General features: G+C 56.8%; 16 protein-coding genes. 7 read left to right on the top strand and 9 right to left on the bottom strand.

The window, feature by feature from the left end:
* Positions 1 to 18 precede the first annotated feature (18 nt).
* The 3 genes from recD to recC are packed head-to-tail and all read right to left on the bottom strand — an operon-like array spanning position 19 to position 9,259.
* Positions 19 to 2,073, bottom strand: coding sequence for an exodeoxyribonuclease V subunit alpha (gene recD, locus J1781_RS15955; RefSeq protein WP_217233878.1), 2,055 nt, complete (start codon positions 2,071 to 2,073; stop codon positions 19 to 21).
* A complete protein-coding gene (gene recB, locus J1781_RS15950; RefSeq protein WP_217233877.1) occupies positions 2,070 to 5,801 on the bottom strand; it encodes an exodeoxyribonuclease V subunit beta in 3,732 nt (1,243 codons plus the stop codon). Before recB ends, recD begins: the two co-directional genes overlap by 4 nt.
* On the bottom strand, positions 5,798 to 9,259 hold the full coding sequence (recC, locus tag J1781_RS15945; protein WP_217137881.1) for an exodeoxyribonuclease V subunit gamma: 3,462 nt from the start codon (positions 9,257 to 9,259) through the stop codon (positions 5,798 to 5,800). Before recC ends, recB begins: the two co-directional genes overlap by 4 nt.
* A gap of 329 nt (positions 9,260 to 9,588) precedes the next feature.
* Between recC and J1781_RS15940 the strand changes: the two genes are divergently transcribed.
* On the top strand, positions 9,589 to 9,894 hold the full coding sequence (locus J1781_RS15940; protein ID WP_129955084.1) for an Rdx family protein: 306 nt from the start codon (positions 9,589 to 9,591) through the stop codon (positions 9,892 to 9,894).
* Between the two features lie 136 nt (positions 9,895 to 10,030).
* Positions 10,031 to 11,818, top strand: coding sequence for a methyl-accepting chemotaxis protein (locus J1781_RS15935; protein WP_217233876.1), 1,788 nt, complete (start codon positions 10,031 to 10,033; stop codon positions 11,816 to 11,818).
* Between the two features lie 81 nt (positions 11,819 to 11,899).
* Here J1781_RS15935 and J1781_RS15930 read toward each other — a convergent pair whose 3' ends face one another.
* The 3 genes from J1781_RS15930 to J1781_RS15920 all read right to left on the bottom strand — a co-directional run bounded on the left by J1781_RS15930 (position 11,900) and on the right by J1781_RS15920 (position 14,349).
* The gene (locus J1781_RS15930) at positions 11,900 to 13,057 is read right to left on the bottom strand and encodes a M20 aminoacylase family protein (protein ID WP_217233875.1); all 1,158 of its coding nucleotides are present in this window, start codon (positions 13,055 to 13,057) and stop codon (positions 11,900 to 11,902) included.
* Positions 13,058 to 13,248: 191 nt separating this feature from the next.
* A complete protein-coding gene (locus J1781_RS15925) occupies positions 13,249 to 13,482 on the bottom strand; it encodes a putative hemolysin (RefSeq protein ID WP_129991667.1) in 234 nt (77 codons plus the stop codon).
* Positions 13,483 to 13,602: 120 nt separating this feature from the next.
* Positions 13,603 to 14,349, bottom strand: coding sequence for an SDR family oxidoreductase (locus J1781_RS15920; protein WP_217233874.1), 747 nt, complete (start codon positions 14,347 to 14,349; stop codon positions 13,603 to 13,605).
* A 96-nt stretch (positions 14,350 to 14,445) separates the two neighbouring features.
* Between J1781_RS15920 and J1781_RS15915 the strand changes: the two genes are divergently transcribed.
* Both J1781_RS15915 and J1781_RS15910 read left to right on the top strand, forming a co-directional pair.
* On the top strand, positions 14,446 to 15,369 hold the full coding sequence (locus tag J1781_RS15915) for an AraC family transcriptional regulator (RefSeq protein WP_129955079.1): 924 nt from the start codon (positions 14,446 to 14,448) through the stop codon (positions 15,367 to 15,369).
* A 65-nt stretch (positions 15,370 to 15,434) separates the two neighbouring features.
* Positions 15,435 to 15,662, top strand: coding sequence for a hypothetical protein (locus tag J1781_RS15910; protein WP_129955078.1), 228 nt, complete (start codon positions 15,435 to 15,437; stop codon positions 15,660 to 15,662).
* 62 nt (positions 15,663 to 15,724) lie between these two features.
* Here the strand turns inward: J1781_RS15910 and bhsA are convergent, their stop codons facing one another.
* Positions 15,725 to 15,982: a multiple stress resistance protein BhsA gene (bhsA, locus tag J1781_RS15905; protein ID WP_129955077.1), complete on the bottom strand. Its 258-nt coding sequence runs from the start codon at positions 15,980 to 15,982 to the stop codon at positions 15,725 to 15,727.
* Between the two features lie 333 nt (positions 15,983 to 16,315).
* Here bhsA and paoA point away from each other — a divergent pair, with 333 nt between their 5' ends.
* From paoA to paoC, 3 genes are read left to right on the top strand one after another with little or no spacing between them, the layout of a single operon-like run.
* Positions 16,316 to 16,864: an aldehyde dehydrogenase iron-sulfur subunit PaoA gene (gene paoA / locus J1781_RS15900; RefSeq protein WP_217233873.1), complete on the top strand. Its 549-nt coding sequence runs from the start codon at positions 16,316 to 16,318 to the stop codon at positions 16,862 to 16,864.
* Positions 16,861 to 17,811 (top strand): FAD binding domain-containing protein, encoded by a 951-nt coding sequence (locus tag J1781_RS15895; RefSeq protein ID WP_129955075.1) that lies wholly within the window; start codon positions 16,861 to 16,863, stop codon positions 17,809 to 17,811. The genes paoA and J1781_RS15895 overlap by 4 nt, the downstream gene beginning before the upstream one ends.
* Before the next feature lie 3 nt (positions 17,812 to 17,814).
* The gene (paoC, locus tag J1781_RS15890; RefSeq protein WP_217233872.1) at positions 17,815 to 20,013 is read left to right on the top strand and encodes an aldehyde oxidoreductase molybdenum-binding subunit PaoC; all 2,199 of its coding nucleotides are present in this window, start codon (positions 17,815 to 17,817) and stop codon (positions 20,011 to 20,013) included.
* Positions 20,014 to 20,187: 174 nt separating this feature from the next.
* On the opposite strand, the gene J1781_RS15885 is transcribed toward paoC, so the two are convergent.
* Positions 20,188 to 20,439: a colicin E3-like toxin immunity protein gene (locus J1781_RS15885; RefSeq protein WP_113877978.1), complete on the bottom strand. Its 252-nt coding sequence runs from the start codon at positions 20,437 to 20,439 to the stop codon at positions 20,188 to 20,190.
* Between the two features lie 8 nt (positions 20,440 to 20,447).
* Positions 20,448 to 21,418: colicin E3/pyocin S6 family cytotoxin (locus J1781_RS15880; RefSeq protein WP_217233871.1), on the bottom strand; the 971-nt coding region annotated here is incomplete at its 5' end.

The raw sequence follows: 21,418 nt of genomic DNA, 5'->3' as shown, positions 1-21,418 counted from the left end.
TCTGCCTTCAGACACGCCTTATGCACTTTCAATTAATCCGCTGGCACGTAACACCCGACGCTTCACCGCATCCGGTAATACAGCATTTATGCCGCCGACACATCCCAGACTGAACCAGTGACGCGCACGGGTAATGCCGGTATAAATCAGCTCGCGCGTCAGGATCGGGCTGAGATTCTCCGGCAACAGCAGCGCGGTATGGGTAAATTCAGATCCCTGCGATTTGTGCACCGTCATGGCAAATACCGTTTCCACCGCCTGCAAACGCCCCGGCATCACCCAGCGGATATCCTGCGTGCCGTCTCCGGCCGGAAATGCCACACGCAGGGTGGGCACTACAGTACCATCGGTAAGACGCTGCGGGATCTCCAGCGTAATGCCGATATCGCCGTTCATCAGGCGCTGACTGTAATCATTGCGGGTCACCAGTACCGGACGCCCCGGATACCAGCCGAGCGAGGCCTTAAGTAACCCTTCTTTTCGCAGGATGTCAGCGATACGCTGATTCAGCCCTTCCACGCCCCAGCGTCCGCCACGTAAGGCGCACAGCAGCTGGAACTGGCTGTAAGCAAGAAGTACGCGGGTCGCCCACCGGTTGAACGCTTCCGGCAGTTCATCGTCTGCCGGCCGTTCCCTGATCATTACGTTGAGGTAATGTTGATAGCCAGCCGGGGATTCCGCGCCCTCGCGTGTTGCCGATGCCGGGAAATGTTTCGCACCACCTTTCACCACCCAGTCACGCAGTCCGGCGTCATCATCTGCGCTCAATGTCAGTTGTGCCAGATCAGCGTATCCGTGTTGCCAGACCTGTTTCAGCGCTTTCACATCGCCGTCATTTACCGCTTCCGCCAGCTGACCGATTCCGCTTTGTGCATCAAACCGGTAACTGTGTCGCAGCATCACTACCGCCTGATCCATCGCCGTACCTTGCGGATCAACCAGCGCATCAGGGATCTGTTCGCCGGTCACACTTTGCAGCCAGTCGCGGGTTTGCGGCAGATAATGGCCGCCGCTGGCGCGCTGACATAACTCACTCAGCAAGGCACCCGCTTCCACCGACGCCAGCTGATCTTTATCACCAAGCAGGATCAGACGCGCCTGTTCCGGTAATGCCGCCAGCAATACGGCCATCATCTCCAGATCGACCATTGATGCCTCATCGACGACCAGCACATCCAGCATCAGCGGATTGCCCGGGTGATGGCGGAAATGCCGCGTATCCGGGCGGCTGCCGAGCAGACGGTGCAGCGTCACCACATCGGTGTTGATACTTTCGCGCACCGCATTGCCGTTGCTAAGGGCGCTGAGATCCAGCTTTGAGACCGCACCGGCAATGGATTCATTGAGCCGGGCTGCCGCCTTGCCGGTCGGCGCGGCCAGCCTGATACGCAGCGGCTGATTGCTTTCCTCCAGCGCCAGCGTCTGTAATAACGCCAGCAGTCGCACCACCGTGGTGGTTTTACCGGTGCCCGGTCCGCCGGTAATAATGCTGAACGCACTGCCCGCCGCCAGCGCGCAGGCCAGTTTCTGCCAGTTCGTGTGAGCGGATTGCCCCTCTGCCGGGAACAACGCAGTGAGCGGTGCACGCAGCGACGCCACCGGGAGTGTATGCAGCACGCTGCGTGCCAGACGTTGTTCAATTGCCGCCCGCACGTTCTGTTCGTACTGCCAGTAACGGCGCAAATACAGGCGCTGGCCGGTAAGCACCAGCGGCGAACATCCTTCTCCGTGCCCGACCAGCGTCGGGTGAGCCAGCGCCGCCAGCCATTCCTGCAAACTCAGATTATCCAGCACCGCAGCCGGGCGGATCACCGCACCGTCAGCATGATCGCCCTCCGGCGGCAGCGAAAGAGAAAAGGCGCAGTCATCAAGTGTGGCCTGTAAATCCAGACACACATGTCCCCGCCCGAGCTGATAACTGGTCAGCGCGGTAGCCAGTAATAACAACGGGTGGGCATCCGGCGTTGCTTTCGCCAGAAACGTTGCCAGCGCACGATCCAGTTCGCGCAACCAGCCACATTCCACCCAGCTCGCCAGCAGAGACTCAATGTCCTCACGGCTGTTGATTTTCATACGCGTTCCTCACTGCCGCTGAACAGAACGTCCAGTTGTTCAATCAGGGCTTTATCCGGCCGCTGAACGCAGATGCCGTTGCCCGGCGCATGGCTGCCGCGCAGAAAGAGATAGACCGCGCCGCCGATGTGTCGGTCGTAGTCATAATCCGGCAGGCGGGATTTCAGCAGGCGATGCAGCGCGAACAGATACAGCGTGAACTGTAAATCGTAGCGATGATCAAGCATCGACTGCATCATATTCTTTTGGTCATAACCGCTGGCATCATCACCAAGCCAGTTGGATTTGTAATCCAGCACGTAATAACGCCCGTTATGTTCAAACACCAGATCGATAAAACCTTTCAGCATGCCGTTGAGATCTTCCGGTAGCAGCGGCGCGCGCTCCGCGCCTTCCAGCGTGTATTGCTGAACCAGCATGTCGAGACGACGGGTCGGCACCTGTTTGAGTGAAAACCAGAATTCCATTTCGACCTGATAAGGTGGCAGTTCCGCCAGCATGAAGGCTTCGCCGTCCGGCAGGCCTAGCGGCTGCGTCAGTAGTGCTGTCAGCCAGCCGGTCAGCGGCACAATCCACTTTTCCCAGCCCCACCGGTTACAACGCCGGGCGATCTGATCGGCGATTTTCGCCGGATCGGCCGCCAGCGCCGCAAATCCTTCGTCACCCGCCCATTCCAGCAAACCGTGCAGAAAGTTTCCCGGCGCAGGACCGCGCGGGAACGCATACAAATTTTCACCGGTCATTGGTTGCAACAGAGCCGCCACCGGCTCTTTTTCTTCCACAAACACTTTTTGATCTTCTAAATAACTGTCCTGCGCCGCGCTTTCGATTTCACCAGGGAGTTCGCGGTTCAGAGACTCGCGGAGGAGCGTTTCCGGCAGGATATACGTACCCACCGGGGCGATTTGCAGACCGGAGAAACTCGACACCCACCAGCGGGGGGCTTTGTGCGTACGCAGCGGCGGACGCGGCCCGAGTTCAGGCAACGTCTGTTCGCCACGATAGATTGCGCTATCAGCAACGGGCAGCGGCCAGGCGCGAATCGTGTCGGTTTCCAGCGCCTGCAAACTGGCAGGCAGTGTATCCGCAGCGATGGCCTCGCCGCCATGGAACAGATAGCCAGGTGCACTCTTTTCAAATTCTTTCAGCGGAGCCATTCCCAGCCACAATGCATAACGTGAACGTGTCAACGCGACGTAGAACTTACGCAGATCTTCCCCCAGACGTTCGCGGTCGGCCAGAGCCAGTTGCTCGTCGGAGGCACTGAGCCCCACTTTCAGCTCACCTTCCGGTGTATGCCATTTCAGCGGTGAGTCCTGTTTTTTCACTGCGCGGAAAGCGCAGGCAAAAGGCAGGAACACCAGCGGATATTCCAGCCCTTTGGACTTATGCACCGTGACCACCTTCACCAGCGCAGCATCACTCTCAAGGCGCAGTTTACGCGCATCGCCCCCCTGATGTTCATCCTGACACTGTTGCGCCAGATAACGGATCAGCGCGTGCTCGCCGTCGAGCTGAACGCTGGCCTGTTGCAGCAGTTCGGAAAGATGCAGCAGATCGGTCAGCGCACGTTCGTCACCGCGCCCGAGCAGGCGGCGCGGTACGTCGAATTCCCACATCAGGCGACGCAGCATCGGTAAAATGCCCTGCCTGCGCCAGCAGGTGCGCAAATCCTGAAACTGTTTTACGTAGCGTTCCCACTCGCTTTCATCCTGGTTCAGCCTGTCGAGGGCTTCCCAACTCAGGTTCAGCGAAGGCGTACCGAGCGCAGCGCGCAGCAGACGATCATTTTCCGGCGCGGCACAGGCCGCCAGCCAGTATTGTAATTCAGCCGCCTGGGCGCTTTTAAAAATTGATTCTTTATCAGACAGATACACGCTACGCACACCACGTTTTGACAACGCAGCACGCATGGCCGACGCCTCACGGCCGGTATTCACCAGCACGGCAATATCGCCCGGCATCACCGGCTTTAGCGTTTCGCCAGGGATCCCAAAACCGGCAGCGCCCTGCTGACCAAGCTGCAGTAAGCGAACAATTTCCGTCGCACAGCCGTCCGCCATCAGCTGAACGTACTGCGTTTTCGGCAATGCTTCCGGCTGGTTTTCCGGATACCACAGCGTCAGCGCAGCGGCTTCGGCATGATCAATCACCAGCGTATCAGCACGTCCTTTGGCTTCCACCGGCAGGAACGGCACCTGATTCTCCATACCACGCCGGAACAGGAATGCGCCTTCACCGGCCAGACGTTTCTCGGCCAGTTCAAACACCTGATTCACCGCCGCCACCATCGCGCGGGTAGAACGGAAGTTGGTCGCCAGCGTGTAGTGGCGGCCACCGGTATCGCGGCGGGCACGCAGATAGGTATAAATATCGGCACCGCGGAAAGCGTAAATCGCCTGTTTCGGGTCGCCGATCAGGATCAGCCCCTGCTCCGGCACGTTTTCCGCCACGCGGTAAATGGCGTCGAAAATACGGTATTGCAGCGGATCGGTATCCTGAAATTCGTCGATCATCGCCACCGGGAATTGCGTGCGGATGATCTCCGCCAGCCGTTCGCCGTTATCGCTGCCCAGCGCAGCATCCAGGCGGATCAGTAAATCATTAAAGCCCATTTGCGCGCGCTTTTTCTGCTCGGCGTCAAAACGGTTTTTGATCCAGCGGCAGGCGTGTTGCAGCAACCCGCTGCGGGCATCCGGCAGGCTTTCCAGCCGGGCTTTCAGGGTTTCCATCGCAGTCAGCGCCGGGTGTACAGGCGGTTCACCCTGTTTCCAGCACTCTCTCAGACCGGCTGGCGTCAGGCGCGTCCAGCCGGTTTTCAGCTCAGGTATCACTTCGCCGGTTGTCGCCCAGAGATACAACTTTTCCAGCCACGGGTTGAAAAACCGGGCCTGAATTTTTTTGCCGTCAACCACTTTTGCCGCCACCGCGCCTTCCAGCAACGTACGCAGTTCCTCAGTCCATTGCGGCCAGTCTTGTTTGAGCGCCGCCAGTTCTGCCGCTTTCTGGTTATTCACCGTTTCGCACACATCGGCGGGCGTCTGATCTGAGCCCAGTTCTGCGGCATATTCCAGCAGCGGCATCACGCTGCGGTGCAGATCTTCAGGCGAACGCCACCATCCGCGCAGCGTACGGATTTCCTGTCCGCCAAGGGAGAAATAAAAACTGCGCCAGTAATCACGCACCACATTCATCAGCAGTTCGGTTTGATCGGTTTCCAGTGTCTGGGTGAACAGGCTGTCGCTGTCGAACGCGTGTTCGCCAAGCATACGGTTACACCAGCCGTGAATGGTCGAAACGGCCGATTCATCCATCCATTCTGCCGCCAGTTGCAGCTTACGGGCGCAGCCAGGCCATTGCTCCGGCGGATACTCCGCGCGCAAAGTTTGCAAAAATTCGTCGCAGGCAGACGGTGCCAGCGGATCGGTTAAGAAACACATCGCCGCAGTAGAAAGACGTTCGCGGATACGATCCCGCAGCTCTTTAGTGGCCGCATCGGTAAAGGTTACGACCAGAATTTCCGGCGGCGTCAGCGGGCGGCCGAAGGCATTGTTGCCGCCATGGCCGAGTACCAGCCGTACGTAAAGCGCCGCGATGGTGAAGGTTTTCCCCGTCCCGGCACTGGCTTCAATCAGACGACTGCCCGTCAGCGGAAAATTGAGCACATTCAGCGCTGATGGCACCACAGAAGGCACCGCTGATGCTGATGTTAAACATTGTTCCATCATTCCTTCGTTCCTTTTTTACTGCGGGAAAGATGATTTCTCAGCGGCGCCAGCAGCGTCTGCGCGAGGCGGGCAAATTCACCGTCAGACCAGAGTGCGCTGAAATCCGGCCAGGCGCGGGCCAGATAGCGATTACTGTCGCGCTCACCGAATTTCATGTTTGCCGGATCGTGATTTTCATAACTGTCACGGGCTGAAATCCAGGCGTCGCTGTCCGGTGGGCTGTTTTCTGTCCCTTCTTTTTTCAGCCAGACAAATGCAGTTTTCACCGCCAGCGGCAACGGACGCAACTGCCCCGCCTTCCAGGTTTCGATCAGTGTGTCCCACAGGGCACGCGCCTGTGCAATTTCCAGCGGCGGCAGTTCAGCCGTGCCATTCTTGCTGATAATGACGGTGTGCATAGGCTTGCCGCCAAGGTGACCGGCGAGATGCGCGACCCAATACGGCAGCAGCCGGTCGAAACGGTAGCTGCGTTCTTTGGTCATGATGCCGATGCTTTCCAGCACCACGCGCGCACGGTCACCCTGCGGGCTGGCGCGTAAATCCACCAGCCAGTCGGAGAAACTGACCTCGCCCGCATGCCATTCCAGCGCCTCATTCACCAGCGGCTGCGGCCATGCATCGAGGACCTGCTGATAACTGGCGAATAAGGTGTCCATCGGCTCAGCGAGATCTTCACTCAGTACGACGGCAAATTCGCCCGGTGCCAGCTCACCGCGTCGCTCAATGCGTTCGAGTTGCTGGCGCAACACATCCTGACGCGAAACGCCCGCTTCCAGCGCCCGTTTTTGCGCACGGATCAGCTCGTCCTGCAACCGCCAGTTTACCAGCGCATTGATGTCGAACGGCTCCTGATCCTCACTGCCCGGATCTTCGAGCTCAAACCAGATGTTCAGCCGCTGGCGGAAGAAACTGCGCACCGGATCTGACAGGAAATCTGACAGCTGACGCAGCGTCAGTGCGCCTTCCTGCGCTACCGGTTGCAGCGGTTGTGTCGCCACGGCGGCGGCTTCAGCTTCCAGCCCCGCGCGCCATTCATGCGCATAGCTGAACAGCGGACTGCCCTGACAGAAGTAGTCGCGGCTGAACGGTTGCAGACGATGTTCGGTGGTCAGCGCAGGCAATAATTTTTCGCCATTGTCTGCTTCCCAGCCTGCCGCCAGATGGTCGCGCAACTGGGCCACCAGCACGGATGGCGGGCGTTCGGTATTGTCATGAATGCTGCGGCCAACCCAGCTGATGTGTAAGCGCTCACGCGCAGAAAGCAGCGCTTCGAGGAACAAATACCGGTCGTCTTCGCGACGTGAACGGTCGCCCGGGCGGTAATCCCGCCCCATCAGATCGAAATCCATCGGCACGCGGTTACGCGGATAATCGCCGTCGTTCATACCCAGCAGGTACACGTGGCGGAAAGGAATGGCACGCATCGGCATCAGCGTGGCGAACGTCACCGCGCCGCCGAAAAACGGCCGGGTCAGCCCCGACTGGTCAATCTGCGCCAGCCAGTGATCACGTACCACAGAAAGCGGCAGTTCGGCCTGTAAATCTACGCTTTCACAGGCTTCGAGCCAAAGTTCCAGCTCGCCGACAAGACGCACTAAAATAAAACCGTCTTCGCCGTCATCTTCGGCAAAATACCGGGAAAGGAGGGTACGCAGCCGCTCGCCCCACACCTGCGGTGCTGCGGGTTCACGTAACTGACGCCAGGTGTCATCGAGGCAGTTCAGCAGATGTGACAGCGGGCCAATCAGCGCCGCATCCAGCCCGCCGATTTCATCGAGTGGTTCGATATTTTTCCAGGCATCGCCGCTGCCTACGGCGTAACCCAGCAGCATGCGTTGCAGGCCAAAGAACCAGCTGTTTTGTTCCGGCGATAACGGCAGCTCAAGGCTCTGACGCTGTTCAGCATGCAGCCCCCAGCGTACATTGGCGGCTCTGAGCCAGCGGTGCAGCAGAGGCAGTTGTTGTTCTTCAATCCCGAAGCGCTGACGCACCGACGGTACGTCAAGTAAATCCAGCAAATCGCTGACTGCAAAACGCGACTGCGGCAGCGCCAGCAAGCTTTCCAGCGCACCGAGTAACGGGGTGTTCTGACGCGGCCCCTGATCGGCCACAGTGAACGGGATATAGCGCGGATCACTGCGCTCCGTCAGGCCAAATACCGCCTGAATGTGCGGCGCATAACCGTTGATATCAGGGACCATCACAATAATGTCGCGCGCTTTCAGCGTCGGGTCAGCGGCCAGTGCCGCCAGCAACCGGTCATGCAGCACTTCCACTTCGCGCTGAGCACTGTGGGTAATAAAGAAACGCAGGGAATCGTCATGCTGAACATCAACGGCCGGCCATTCATTGATTGTTTCGGCCAGAGGACGCAGTTGCAAAATGTCCTCCTGCAACTGATGCAACAGTGTATCGGTACCGTTTGAAGTAAAGAGGTCAATACGCGGGATCACCGGCGCCAGCTGTGACGCATAAGATTCGTGATTGTCATATTCATTCAGCAGGCCGATATAATCACGCCCCTGCTTGCCCCACGCCGCCAGCAGCGGATGTGCATGCTGATGGAGTTCATCTTCGGCTATCACCGGCGGCATTCCCGGTTTGCGTTGCTGACGTAGCCTTTGCGCGCGTAACAGATCTTTATCAGCGATGATATCGCTCCAGTCGTGTTCACACGGGTTATGTACGCACATAAAGATATGCGTCCAGCGGCCGAGGGCGGCCAGCACTTCAAAGGATTGTTGCGGCAGAGAGGAAATACCAAACACCACCAGCCGGGCAGGTAACCCGGCGGGACGCTGATCTTCAGGAATAGTTTGCGCGTGTTGCAGGAACCGCTGATGCAGCGCCGCACGGCTGGTGCCGCGTTCGCTTTCAGGGACATCCGCCAGTAATGCGCGCCATAACTGTGGCTGCCACAGCAGATTTTCGGGCAAAGGTTCGCTGCCTTTGCGGCTGGTGCGCAGAACATCCAGCCCGTTACCCCAGTCTTCCAGCCAGTCGGCGCGGTAAACCTGATATTGGTCAAACAAATCTGCCAGACGCTGCGCCAGCTGATGCAGTTTACGCATGTCGCCGTCATCTTTTAAAAAACGGGTCAGTGGCGCAAAAACCGGTTCGGTGAGCAGTTCGGGTAACAAGCGGATCAGCCGCCAGGTCAGCAGCGGACGGTCGAAAGGCGACGATTCCGGCACCTGGTCTTTGCCGAGCACCGCGCGGTATACCTGCCAGAAAAAGCGCGCCGGAAGGCTGATATCCAGCGCCGCTGCAATCCCGCAGCCCCCCTCGGCCACATCGCGTGCCAGCGCCAGTTTAAGCCACTGATTGATGCCGTTGCTCTGCACCAGAATCACTTCGTTTTCCAGCGGCGACAGCGGATGCGCCGCCATCCACGTGACCAGCACGTCCCTCAGTGCTTCTGAGTGATTGCCATGTAATACCATCAAACCTGAATTCACGCCCGCATCTCTTATTATCGCCTGCCAGAATTGGGATTTTGCGTGGATTTGAAAAGGAATGAAAGGACAGAAGAAAAACAGGCAGAAAGCTTTTTCTGCCTGTACGCTAATTTGCTGATTTACGAGGATTATCAGCGGATACAACGTTCGGCCACATCTGCTGATGCCCCCACGGGCTTGTCACCGGCAAACCCGCTTTTGCACGCACGCGGTGACTAACAGAATACCTGGCATCAGCCTGTTGCAGAAAATCACATCGCATCATGCTATTTTCTGGGTTTTATCTGCTTTCTAAAAATTCGATAAAGCTGCGTTAAGGGGTTCATATCATGGAAAAACTTCCTGCCATCACCATCACTTACTGCTCACAATGCAACTGGCTGCTGCGCGCCGCATGGATGGCGCAGGAATTGCTCAACTCGTTCAGTACCGATCTGGCATCGGTGACGCTGATCCCCGGCACGGGCGGCATTTACGAGATTAAAGTCGATGACGAAGTCATCTGGGAACGCAAACGCGACGGTGGTTTTCCGGACGCCGCACCGCTCAAACAGCGTGTACGCGATATCTGTTTCCCGGAACGTTCACTGGGACATGCAGATAAGAAGAAAGCCGGCGGGGACGGTGAGGCGTAATGCTGCGCTAAACGCCAAAAAGGCAGGATATTCATCCTGACTTCGGACATTGATGCGAGATCGGGCAGGCGGAGGGTCAAGTTTTTTGCCCCTTTGCCGATACCTGAAACTTAAGATTCCTTCCAGGGAAACGCCCATGCTTAAGACTATCCGTTCGCGCATTATCACGGCCTGCATCGCCATCGTGGCCTGCTCACTGATTATCAATACCTTCCTGAGTTATACCGTTGCAAACAAGTACAACAGTCAGGCGACAGACAGCACGCTGAACGCCCTGACCATCAGCCAGACACAAGGGATCCGCGACTGGGTAAGTTCGAAAACAAGGATGATCGTTTCACTGCAACAGGTCGCAATGTCCGAAGATCCGATCCCGGTGCTCAAACAAATCGCCGGTGCGGGTGGGTTTACCAACGTGTACGTCGGTTACGCAAACCGCACCGCGAAGTTTTCCGATCCGGCCGGTGTGCCCGCAGATTACGACCCGACCGGCCGCCCGTGGTACAGGCAGGCTGAAGCCGCCGGCCATCCGGTGGCCACACCGCCCTATATCGACGCGGGCACAGGTAAACTGGTGGTCACTTTCGCCGTACCTGTGATGGAAGCAGGCACTCTGAAAGCGGTTGTGGCAGGCGATGTATCGATGGACAGCGTCGTTAATAACGTTAATACCCTTCATCCGACGCCGGGCAGTTTTGGCATGCTGGTGGATAAATCCGGCGTAATTATCGCCCATCCGGACGCCAGTCTGGCGCTGAAGCCGTTTACCGCACTGGCAGAAGGGGGGAATTTGCAGGATGTGTTTACCGCGAATGCGCCGGTGGATATTCGTCTGAATGGCGCGATCAAACGCGTCCGTGCAATGCCGGTGGCAGGCACGGAATGGTTCACGCTGGTGGCGCAGGATAAGAAGGAGTCCACAGCCGGAATGCGATCGCTGCTGACTTCATCGGTCGTTACCCTGCTGGTGATTGTGCTGATTTCAGCCACCGTCATCGGGCTGATAATCAGCAAATCGTTCCACCGCCTGTCGGTGGTGCGCGATACGCTCAATGCGATCAGTTCGGGCGAGGATGATCTGACGCAGCGCCTGCCGGTTGACGGACATGATGAAGTGACGCAAATCGCGCATGCCTTCAACACTTTCGTCGATAAACTCAGTAAGGTGATGTCGGAAATCCGCACCACCAGTGAATCCGTTAAAATCGCTGCCGATGAAATCGCCGCCGGGAATAACGATCTGTCCGGCCGTACGGAATCTGCCGCGGCCAGTCTGCAGCAAACGGCTGCCTCACTTGAGCAGATCACGGCGACGGTTTCTCAGTCAGCCAGTTCAGCTAAGCAGGCATCCGATACTGCGAAAGCCGCTTCCGAAGCAGCCACACGCGGTGACGAAGTGGTGACCAAAGTGATAACAACGATGGAAAGCATCGAAAGCGCTTCGTCAAAAATCGGGGATATTACCGGTGTGATCGACGGTATTGCTTTCCAGACCAACATCCTGGCGCTGAACGCCGCCGTCGAGGCCGCGCGCGCAGGTGAACAGGGACGCGGTTTTGCGGTGGTCGCCAGCGAAGTCCGCAGCCTCGCACAGCGCAGCGCGCAGGCGGCGAAAGAGATCAAAGTGCTTATCGAATCGACAGTCAGCAGCGTGGCGTCCGGCTCAGCGCAGGTACGTCTCGCCAGCGACAGCATGAGCGAAATCGTCAGCAATGTGTCGAACGTCAGCAGTGTCATGCTGGAAATCACCCATGCGTCTGAAGAGCAGATGCTGAGTATTCACGAAATTAACCGTGCCATCACCCAGCTCGACGGCATGGTGCAGCAGAACGCGGCGATGGTTCAGGAATCCACCGGGGCGGCTGGCGCATTGCAGCAACAAGCCACCGGACTGGCCGTCGCAGTCGGACACTTCCGGGTGTAACTCACCCGACAGGCCGTTTGGTCCGTTAACAAAAAAACCAGACACGGTGAAGCGTCTGGTTTTTTCCGACAGTGCGCCACATTACGGTTTCAGTTCGCGTTCCACCAGTGACGTCAGTACACCAATGCCGAGCGGAATAATGTCATCATTAAAGTCATAGCGCGGGCTATGCAGCGAGTCCGAAGGCGTGGCGCCATCGGCCCCCAGCCAGAAATAGGCGCCGGGACACGCTTCCAGCAGATAAGCAAAATCCTCTGCAGCCATCGACGGCGCATTGTTGAAATGCACTTTCTCAATGCCCGGCGTGTTTTTCGCCGCATCGCGCACAATTTCCGCCTGCACCGCATGGTTCTGCGTAACCGGATAGCCTAATTCCCAGCGCACTTCCCCTTTCACGCCATACGGCAACGGCACCGCATTGACGTATTCTTCAATCAGCCGCCAGCAGGTTTCACGGGTATGACTACTCAGGCAGCGCAGCGTACCCGACATATGCAGCGTTTCAGGAATAACATTGATGGCTTCGCCCGCCTGAAGCTGGGTCAGGCTGATTACCGTTTGTTCCAGCGGTGACAAACGGCGCGAAATCAGGCTTTGCAATGATAAAATCAGCTGCGCACCGGCAACCACAGGATCAGCTCCCCGTTCCGGCATCGCCGCGTGACAACCTTTGCCGGTCAGCGTGATATAGAAATTGTCCTGCGACGCCATCATCGGCCCCTGACTGACCGCCACCTCACCAACCGGCAGCCCCGGCCAGTTATGCAGCGCGTAAACTGCCTGCATCGGAAAACGCTCGAACAGCCCTTCTTTCACCATCATTTCACCGCCGCCGATGTTTTCCTCAGCAGGCTGGAAAATGAAATGGACAGTGCCACGAAAATGGCGATTCTCACTCAGATGTTTTGCCGTGCCCAGCAAAATGGAGGTATGGCCGTCGTGCCCGCAGGCATGCATCAGGCCCGGGTTTTGTGACCGGTGAGTAAAATCATTGAGTTCATGAATGGGTAATGCATCGATATCCGCACGCAGACCGATCGCGGGGCCTTCGCCATTTCGCAATGTGGCAACAATGCCAGTCACAGCAATGCCGGTGTGCACGTCAAGACCAAAAGACAATAACAGTTCGCTGATTATTTTTGCGGTGCCATGCTCATTCAGGCCAAGTTCAGGTCGCCTGTGAAAGTCGCGACGCCACTGCTTCGCCTGCTCGATAATCTGTCCGGAAATGACCGCCATAAACCCTCTGTGCTGTTCTGAATTCAACACGGTGAGAGATTCCCACCGGCACGATACTGTTCCAAAGTATCACATCCCGCCGTGAACCGATAAACGGGAAATCCACACATAATGGCTCACGGATAACGGGTGATTAAAAAAGGCTTTCCTCTTGCGGGGAAAGCCTGATTTTCAGCCTGCGGACAGCAGATTTACTGATGATCCCGGCGGTATAACTCCCATTCATCAATACCGCGGCCGTCAGGGAATACGCAGTCTGCACGAACGCCGTGAGGCGTTTGCACACTCACTGATCTCCCGCCTCTTTCATGACAATACACAGCGGCAGGATTCGCCATCCCGGTCTGGTGTCTTTCGGGTTTATGGTGATAACCCACGCAACCCGCCAGCGCTGAAACCATGACAATGAGGAAGAGTTTTTTCATTCTGAGCCTTCGTAATGAGAGTAAAACGACGGGCAATTCTATTCCCCGCCGCCTGGCGTTATCTACTCCCGTATTCTTAAAAAGCGCCTTCTTTTTGCTTCGTTTATCAGGCGTTAAACTTTAGGAAAGGACCACAGCATCGGCTCCGGCTGGAATTCGCATCGGCGCATCAGGATCGGTGACCGCTGCCCAAACCGCATCGGCGACATCCTGTGAATAAGTCACCGGCGTGCTGGTGTCCTGCAACGAAGAAAAGACCGTGTTCCTGAATTCCTCATAGGCTTCGGGAAGGGTATCGGCAATCAGATGTCGGGCATTAGCGCCAAAGCGGGTGCCCGGCGCACGCCCCGGCAAAACCAGCCGCACGCGGATGTTAAACAGCGCCAGCTCCAGTGCGAGGGATTCGGTGAAAGCATTCACCGCCGCTTTGCTGGCGGTGTAAACCGAGAGCAGCGGCAGCGATTTCAGCGTCACACTCGACGTCACATTCACAATCACCCCGGACCGGCGCGCCCTGAACTGCGGCAATACCGCCTGCGTCATGGCAATCGTGGCGAAGGTGTTGGTTTCGAAAATCTGACGCACGCTGCTGAATTTTTCCCCTTCCAGCGGACCAATCAGGCCGATACCGGCATTATTGACCAGTGCATCTATTGGCCCGGCGTCTTCAAAACAGCGACGGATACTTTCGGGGTCGGTGACGTCAAGCGGAAGAATGCGCAATGCGTCGGATCCCGGCAACAGATCGTTTTTGGGTGTACGCATCGTGGCGATCACCCGCCAGCCTTTTTCAAGAAAATGACGCGCAATGTCGAGGCCGAAACCTGAAGAACAACCGGTGATCAGAATGGTTGATGGTGATGACATGGGAAACTCCGTAACAATGGACAAGATCTTTAAGATAGGCGACTCTTTCCGGGATCCCTATGTTCAGATATCCATCTTTTTGTCGAGATCGTCCAAATGGTAGATCCTTTAGCAGACGTTATTTCGTTACTTCAGCCTGGCGCTCCGTTCTCAAAACTGGTGGCTGCCTCCGCACCGTGGGCGGTTCAGCGCGCTGAAACAGGACGCCCTTTCTACTTCGCGGTGCTGGAGGGATCCTGTTACCTGACAATAGAAAACGATGATCATCGTGAAACGCTTCTGCTCAGCGAAGGCGATTTTGTGCTGATCCCGGAAGCAAAGCGTTTTTCAACCTCCAGCCTTGACCGCCAGCCGCCCGTTACCGGGGAAACAATCACCACACCCATCACACCTATGCCCGGTGGCGCACGTGTCGGTAACCCTGACAGCGTGGTGGATATGCGGATGCTGGTCGGAAATTGCGTTTTCGGTTCGCCGGATTCAGCGCTGCTGGTGTCGTTGCTGCCACAATGGCTGCATGTCCGCGGAGAAAAGCGTTTATCGACGCTGGTGCAGATGGTCGGTGAGGAATATCGCGCGGATAAACCCGCGCGGGAAATGGTGATGACCCGCCTGCTGGAAGTATTGCTGATAGAAGCGTTCCGCTCAGCGGCTGTGACCGCGGCGTCACCGGGCCTGGTGCGCGGATTATCGGACCCGAAACTGGCCATCACGTTGCGTTGTATGCACGGTTCGCCCGCAGCGGGCTGGACAATCGCACAACTGGCACGGGCAGCGGCGATGTCGCGATCCGGCTGGTGCGAGCGCTTCAACCGCGCCGTCGGCATGCCGCCGATGGCGTATCTGATGGCCTTACGAATGGCGATCGCCAAACGGCTGCTGAGAGAAGGCGAACTGCCCCTTGCCGATATTGCCGAACGCACCGGTTACCGTTCGGTCAGCGCTTTCGGTGTGGCATTTACCCGCTACACAGGGATGCCGCCGGGACGTTTTGCCAAAAAAGCTTTCTTACTCACATAACCTGCAAAAATTTATAGCTATTATTATTCAGGTCGTGAATGGCTTCATCAATCAGGAAGGGGAATATGGAAAAGTACCAAAACCGGGGGGGCAATTCGGGTATCATCGCTTTCACGACGACGGAAGATTCAATTACCGTAAAGTTCAAAGACGGCTGGCATTACATCTATAATACCATCCGCCCGGGGGTAACGGACGTTGACCACATGATCGCCATGGCAAAAGCCGGCAGCGGCCTGCATGGTTATATCAACCGGAAAATCCGCAATAACCACTTCCATAAATTCCGCTAATCGCAGACACGAAAAAGGCGGCAACCGCCGCCTCTTCTGCTTACTGCTTGTTACTGCTCAGCTTATTTATACATTTCTGCGGTACCGTAAAGCTGATTATTACCGGATGCACCGATAATACGGTATGAACTTGCGCCCGCCTGGGTGGCTTTAGCATTCAGTTCTGATTGCAGGCCTGACAGTGAACCGGTGGTTGACGCCCCGACGACACCCAGGGATTGCTGACCTGCGGGAGCTGACTGCACTTCAGTTGCTGCCAGGGTGGAGAAAGAAGCGGTTGCCAGTGTCAGAGCGGCGAGGGTCATTGCGATAGTTTTCATGATGTTAATTCCTGTTCTTCGAATTTTGATGGGATAGCCTGTTTCAGGTGTCCCGGTTTCAGGTCAACGTTATTTATTAATTAACGTTCGATAAGTAAATACTAAGCGCCTGCGAGAGGTTGCGCAAGCAATTTATTTAATGATCGTTAACTAAATGTGCGATCACAAGATGCAGGACGAAAAGAGGAACACACCGGAGAAACCGGACTTCAGGATTAATCCCAACGCCATCGCCGACTATGCTTAAAGCTTCGTGATAAAAAAATTCCGGAAAAAAACCCGCGAGTACATCTCCCTTTTCCGATTTAATTTTTGTAATACCGGAGGTCTGGTATGAGCAACCATGACAACGATGGCAACGAAATACATCAGTCCCACCTGAAACTGAAAGTGAACGGTCAGATCCGCCAGCTGGTCGTTGATACACGTACCACCCTGCTGGATGCGCTGCGGGAGAATCTGCAACTGACCGGCACCAAAAAAGGCTGCGACCATGGTCAGTGCGGCGCCTGTACCGTTATTGTTGATGGCCGCCGCATCAATGCCTGTCTGACGCTGGCGGTTATGCATCAGGATGCCGATGTCACCACCATTGAAGGTCTCGGCACACCTGACAATCTGCACCCGATGCAGGCTGCGTTTATCAGACACGACGGCTACCAGTGCGGTTACTGCACGCCGGGGCAGATCTGCTCCTCAGTAGCGGTGTTGCAGGAAATCGAGGCAGGGATCCCGAGCCATGTCACGCCGGATCTGGTCTCACCGCCAGGGCGAACCGCAGAAGAGATCCGCGAACGCATGAGTGGCAATATCTGCCGCTGCGGCGCGTATTCCAACATCCTTGCCGCCATTGAAGACGTCGCCAGGGGGCAAAAACCATGAAAGCTTTTACCTATGAACGGGTGCAAACGCCCGCCGACGCCGCAGGCAGCGCACAACAACATCCGGGCGCAAAATTTATTGCAGGCGGCACCAACCTGCTGGACCTGATGAAACTGGAGATTGAGCAACCCTCTCACCTGATCGACGTCAACGGGCTGGCGCTGGATACCATTGAACCCGACGGTAACGGTGGCTTGCGGATCGGCGCGCTGGTGCGCAATACCGATCTGGCGGCAGATTTACGTATCCGCCGCGACTATGCCGTACTGTCGCGGGCCCTGCTGGCCGGTGCCTCCGGCCAGTTACGCAACCAGGCCACGACGGCCGGTAACCTGCTCCAGCGCACCCGCTGTCCGTATTTTTACGACACCCATCAGCCGTGCAATAAACGCCAGCCCGGCAGTGGCTGCGCGGCCCTGAAAGGCTTCAGTCGTCAGCATGCAGTGGTCGGCGCAAGTACGGCCTGCATTGCCACCCATCCGAGCGACATGGCCGTTGCGATGCAGTTGCTCGATGCTGTGGTCGAAACCGTCAACCCTGACGGTGCGGTGCGCCGTATTCCGCTTGCCGGTTTCTACCGCGCACCGGGCGACACGCCGCATCTGGAAACCGTGCTGGCTGCGGGAGAACTGATCACCGCCGTCACCCTGCCGCCACCCGCCGGCGGCACCCATATTTACCGTAAAGTGCGTGACCGCGCCTCTTATGCCTTTGCGCTGGTGTCTGTCGCCGCCATCGTTCAGCCCGATGGCACGGGCCGTGTTGCGCTGGGCGGCGTCGCACATAAACCCTGGCGGCTGGCAGAAGCGGATGCGCAGGTGCCGCAAGGCGCGGGGGAAGTTTACGCGCGGTTATTCGCCGATGCGCAACCGACACCTGAGAATGCGTTCAAGCTGATACTGGCAAAGCGAACGCTCACCTCCGTGCTGACTGAAGCGAGGGCATAACAGATGAAATTCGATACGCCTGCAACAGACAATCCGATCGACCAGATGAAAGTGGTGGGCAAACCGCATGACCGTATCGACGGTCCGTTAAAAACCACCGGTACCGCGCCCTACGCCTATGAATGGCAGAATGACGTGCCGGGTGCCGCGTACGGTTATGTGGTCGGTTCCGCCATTGCCAAAGGCCGGATCACTGCCATGGATTTACATGATGCCGAAACCGCGCCCGGCGTGCTGGCGATTGTCACCGCTGACAACGCCGGTAAGCTGGGCAAAGGCGACATGAATGCTGCGACCCTGCTCGGCGGCCCGCAAATTGAACACTATCATCAGGCGATCGCCGTGGTGGTCGCGGAGACCTTCGAACAGGCGCGCGCTGCGGCATCACTGATAAAAGTGGATTACCTGCGCGGGAAAGGCGCGTACAGCCTTGCGGAGCAAAAGCCTGCTGTCACTACGCCACCGGAAGATACGCCGGATAAAACCGCTGGCGATTTTGGCCGTGCCTTCGCGGCCTCAGCGGTGCAGCATGATGCCCTGTACACCACGCCGGATCAGAGCCATATGGCGATGGAGCCGCATGCTTCGCTGGCCGTCTGGGAAGAGGATAAACTGATCCTGCGCACCTCGAACCAGATGATCGCCTGGTGTCGCAGCGAGCTTTCTAAAACGCTCAATATCCCTGAAGAGAACGTGCGGGTGATATCGCCGTACATCGGCGGTGGTTTCGGCGGCAAACTGTTCCTGCGCAGTGATGCCGTACTGGCTGCGCTGGCTGCCCGTGCCGCCAACCGGCCGGTCAAAGTCATGCTGCCGCGCCCCCTGATCCCCAACAACACCACGCACCGTCCGGCCACTATTCAGCACATCCGCATCGGCACGGATGAAAAAGGCCGCATCAGTGCCATCGCCCATGAAAGCTGGTCCGGTAACCTGCCCGGCGGCACACCTGAGACGGCGGTGCAGCAAAGTGAGCTGCTCTATGCGGGCAAAAACCGTCTGACCGGACTGCGGCTGGCTCAATTAGATCTGCCGGAAGGCAATGCCATGCGCGCACCCGGCGAAGCGCCCGGCCTGATGGCACTGGAAATCGCTATTGATGAGGTGGCGGAAAAAGCCGGAGTCGATCCGGTGGCGTTTCGCATCCTTAACGACACGCAGGTCGATCCGCTCGATACTGAACGCTTCTTTTCACGCCGCCAGTTGATCGAATGTCTGCGCACCGGCGCGGAGAAATTTGGCTGGCACCGCCGTAATGCCATTCCGGCGCAGGTTCGCGACGGACGCTGGCTGGTGGGTATCGGCGTCGCAGCGGGCTTTCGTAACAACCTGCTGGAGAAATCCGGCGCACGGGTGCATCTCGACGCCCGGGGCACCGTGACCGTCGAAACCGACATGACCGATATCGGCACCGGCAGTTACACCATCATCGCCCAGACTGCCGCCGAGATGATGGGCATACCGCTGGAAAAAGTGGGGGTACGGCTGGGGGATTCCGACTTCCCGGTCTCCGCCGGATCGGGCGGGCAATGGGGGGCCAATACCTCCACCGCCGGTGTGTATGCCGCCTGCATAAAATTGCGCCAGGCCATCGCTGAAAAACTCGGTTTTGATGCGGATAAAGCGGTGTTTACCGACGGACTGATTTGTCAGGACGCCCGCACCGCTCCGCTCGCACAGGCTGCTGCCAGCGGAACCCTCACCGTGGAAGACACCATAGAATTCGGCGGACTGGACAAGACATTCCAGCAATCCACTTTCGCCGCGCACTTTGCGGAAGTCGGTGTGGATATCGCGACGGGCGAAACCCGTGTCCGCCGGATGCTTGCCGTCTGCGCTGCGGGCCGGATACTTAACCCGAAAACAGCACGCAGCCAGGTGATCGGTGCCATGACCATGGGCATCGGCGCGGCGCTGACGGAAGAGCTGAATGTCGATACGAATCTGGGATATTTCGTGAATCACGATCTGGCAGCTTATGAAGTGCCGGTTCACGCCGATATTCCCGATCAGGAGGTAATTTTCCTGGAAGACACCGACCCGGTCTCCTCACCGATGAAAGCCAAAGGCGTTGGCGAACTGGGCTTGTGTGGTGTCAGCGCCGCCATCGCCAATGCCATTTATAACGCAACGGGCGTCAGGGTGCGGGATTATCCGGTCACGCTGGACAAACTGATTGAGGGGCTGCCGGAACTGGGTTGACAAGAAGCAATTGCTGAAAATTCAAAAGCCCTAATATGATGGATTAGGGCTAGTTATCTTTAGTCTGAGATTATTCATGATTTGAGGACCTGGAGATCTTAATCTCCAAATCTCATTACCGCCTTCTCATAGAAAGCTACTGTTTACAATAAGGGCATCAGCATTCACTACTTATTAACTATCTGTTCTTTTGAAAACCAACTGATAATCATATCGACTGAAATCAATTCTGTGCTGAAATAATGGCTGTAAATCACTCCTCCACGCCTGTAACACATCAAATCCACCATCGTAAATCCTTCCATTAAAAGGCAGGGAAAATTTCTTTATAAGGCTGCCATCATTGCCCAGGTCGACAGATACTTCTTTACCAACTAACAATTCATCAGCTTTATCAAACCATTCAAGTTTCAGAGCTAATCCCATCTCAAGCCTCACAGATACCGTTTAATATTTCGACCTTTAACAGCGGGTTTCAGCTGTTGTCCTGTTTTGTGATCTACGGAACCAAGATGTTCACCATCACTCGCTCGATATTCCTCAAGTTCACCATGCTGTGAATCCCACTCATAAATTCGGCGCCCTTTGCTATCAACCCAGCGCTCTCTTAATCCACCACCACTTTGCTTTGGTGTTTTCTTTTTGGATTGTCTCAATCCTGAAAGACCTGAGATTTCTTCTGTTTCAGGAGCCGGATGGTAATCGTAATCTTTATTAGGTATACCCGACCGGCTCTGGCTAAGATAAATATAAACCGGCGGCATGCCGTGCGGCAGATTGACCAGGATGTAATCATCGAATGACTGTTCATCCGGGATCGGCAGCGAGGTTGACGTGCTGCCCAGTTCTTCCGCGCCGGGTAACGGTAATACGGTGATGGTCGAAGGTAAATACGGCTCGTCACGATTACCGGTATTACCGGGGGCTTTAAACTCCAGCTCGTCGGGTGTCCAGATGATGGTGGGCTTTTCCGCACCATCCGCCCAGAACTCATAATTACCCGTGAATGTGTTCCGCTCCATCGGGCGCACGCGAACCTGATCCAGACCGCTGTCAGCGCCGGTGTGATAAGCCACGGGAATTAACCGCCCATATTTATCCTTCGTCCACTGAAAGCGGATCCGCGTCGGGGCGGACTTTCCGGCCAGTACCGCAAGCTGGCTGTCGCTTAAAATATCCGCCTCACCAGCGTTCAGCTCGTTCGAATAAAAGGTTCCGATAACACCGACGGTTACCGGATTCACGAACAGGCTGCCGAGGCGGACTGACGTCACCCCATGCAGTGCACTCATGCCCGACGCGATTAGCTGAGTGCTGCCCCCCGTTGCCACGGGGAGTGCCAGCGGCATGCCAGACTGTGCGGGCGTATCAGCCTTCCCGCCAAACATCTTTTTGTACCACGGCG

It is taken from the genome of Rahnella perminowiae, assembly GCF_019049695.1.
GTDB classification, from domain to species: domain Bacteria; phylum Pseudomonadota; class Gammaproteobacteria; order Enterobacterales; family Enterobacteriaceae; genus Rahnella; species Rahnella perminowiae.
Note: the sequence above shows the minus strand (reverse complement) of the source record. Positions and strands in the feature narration are given on the sequence as shown.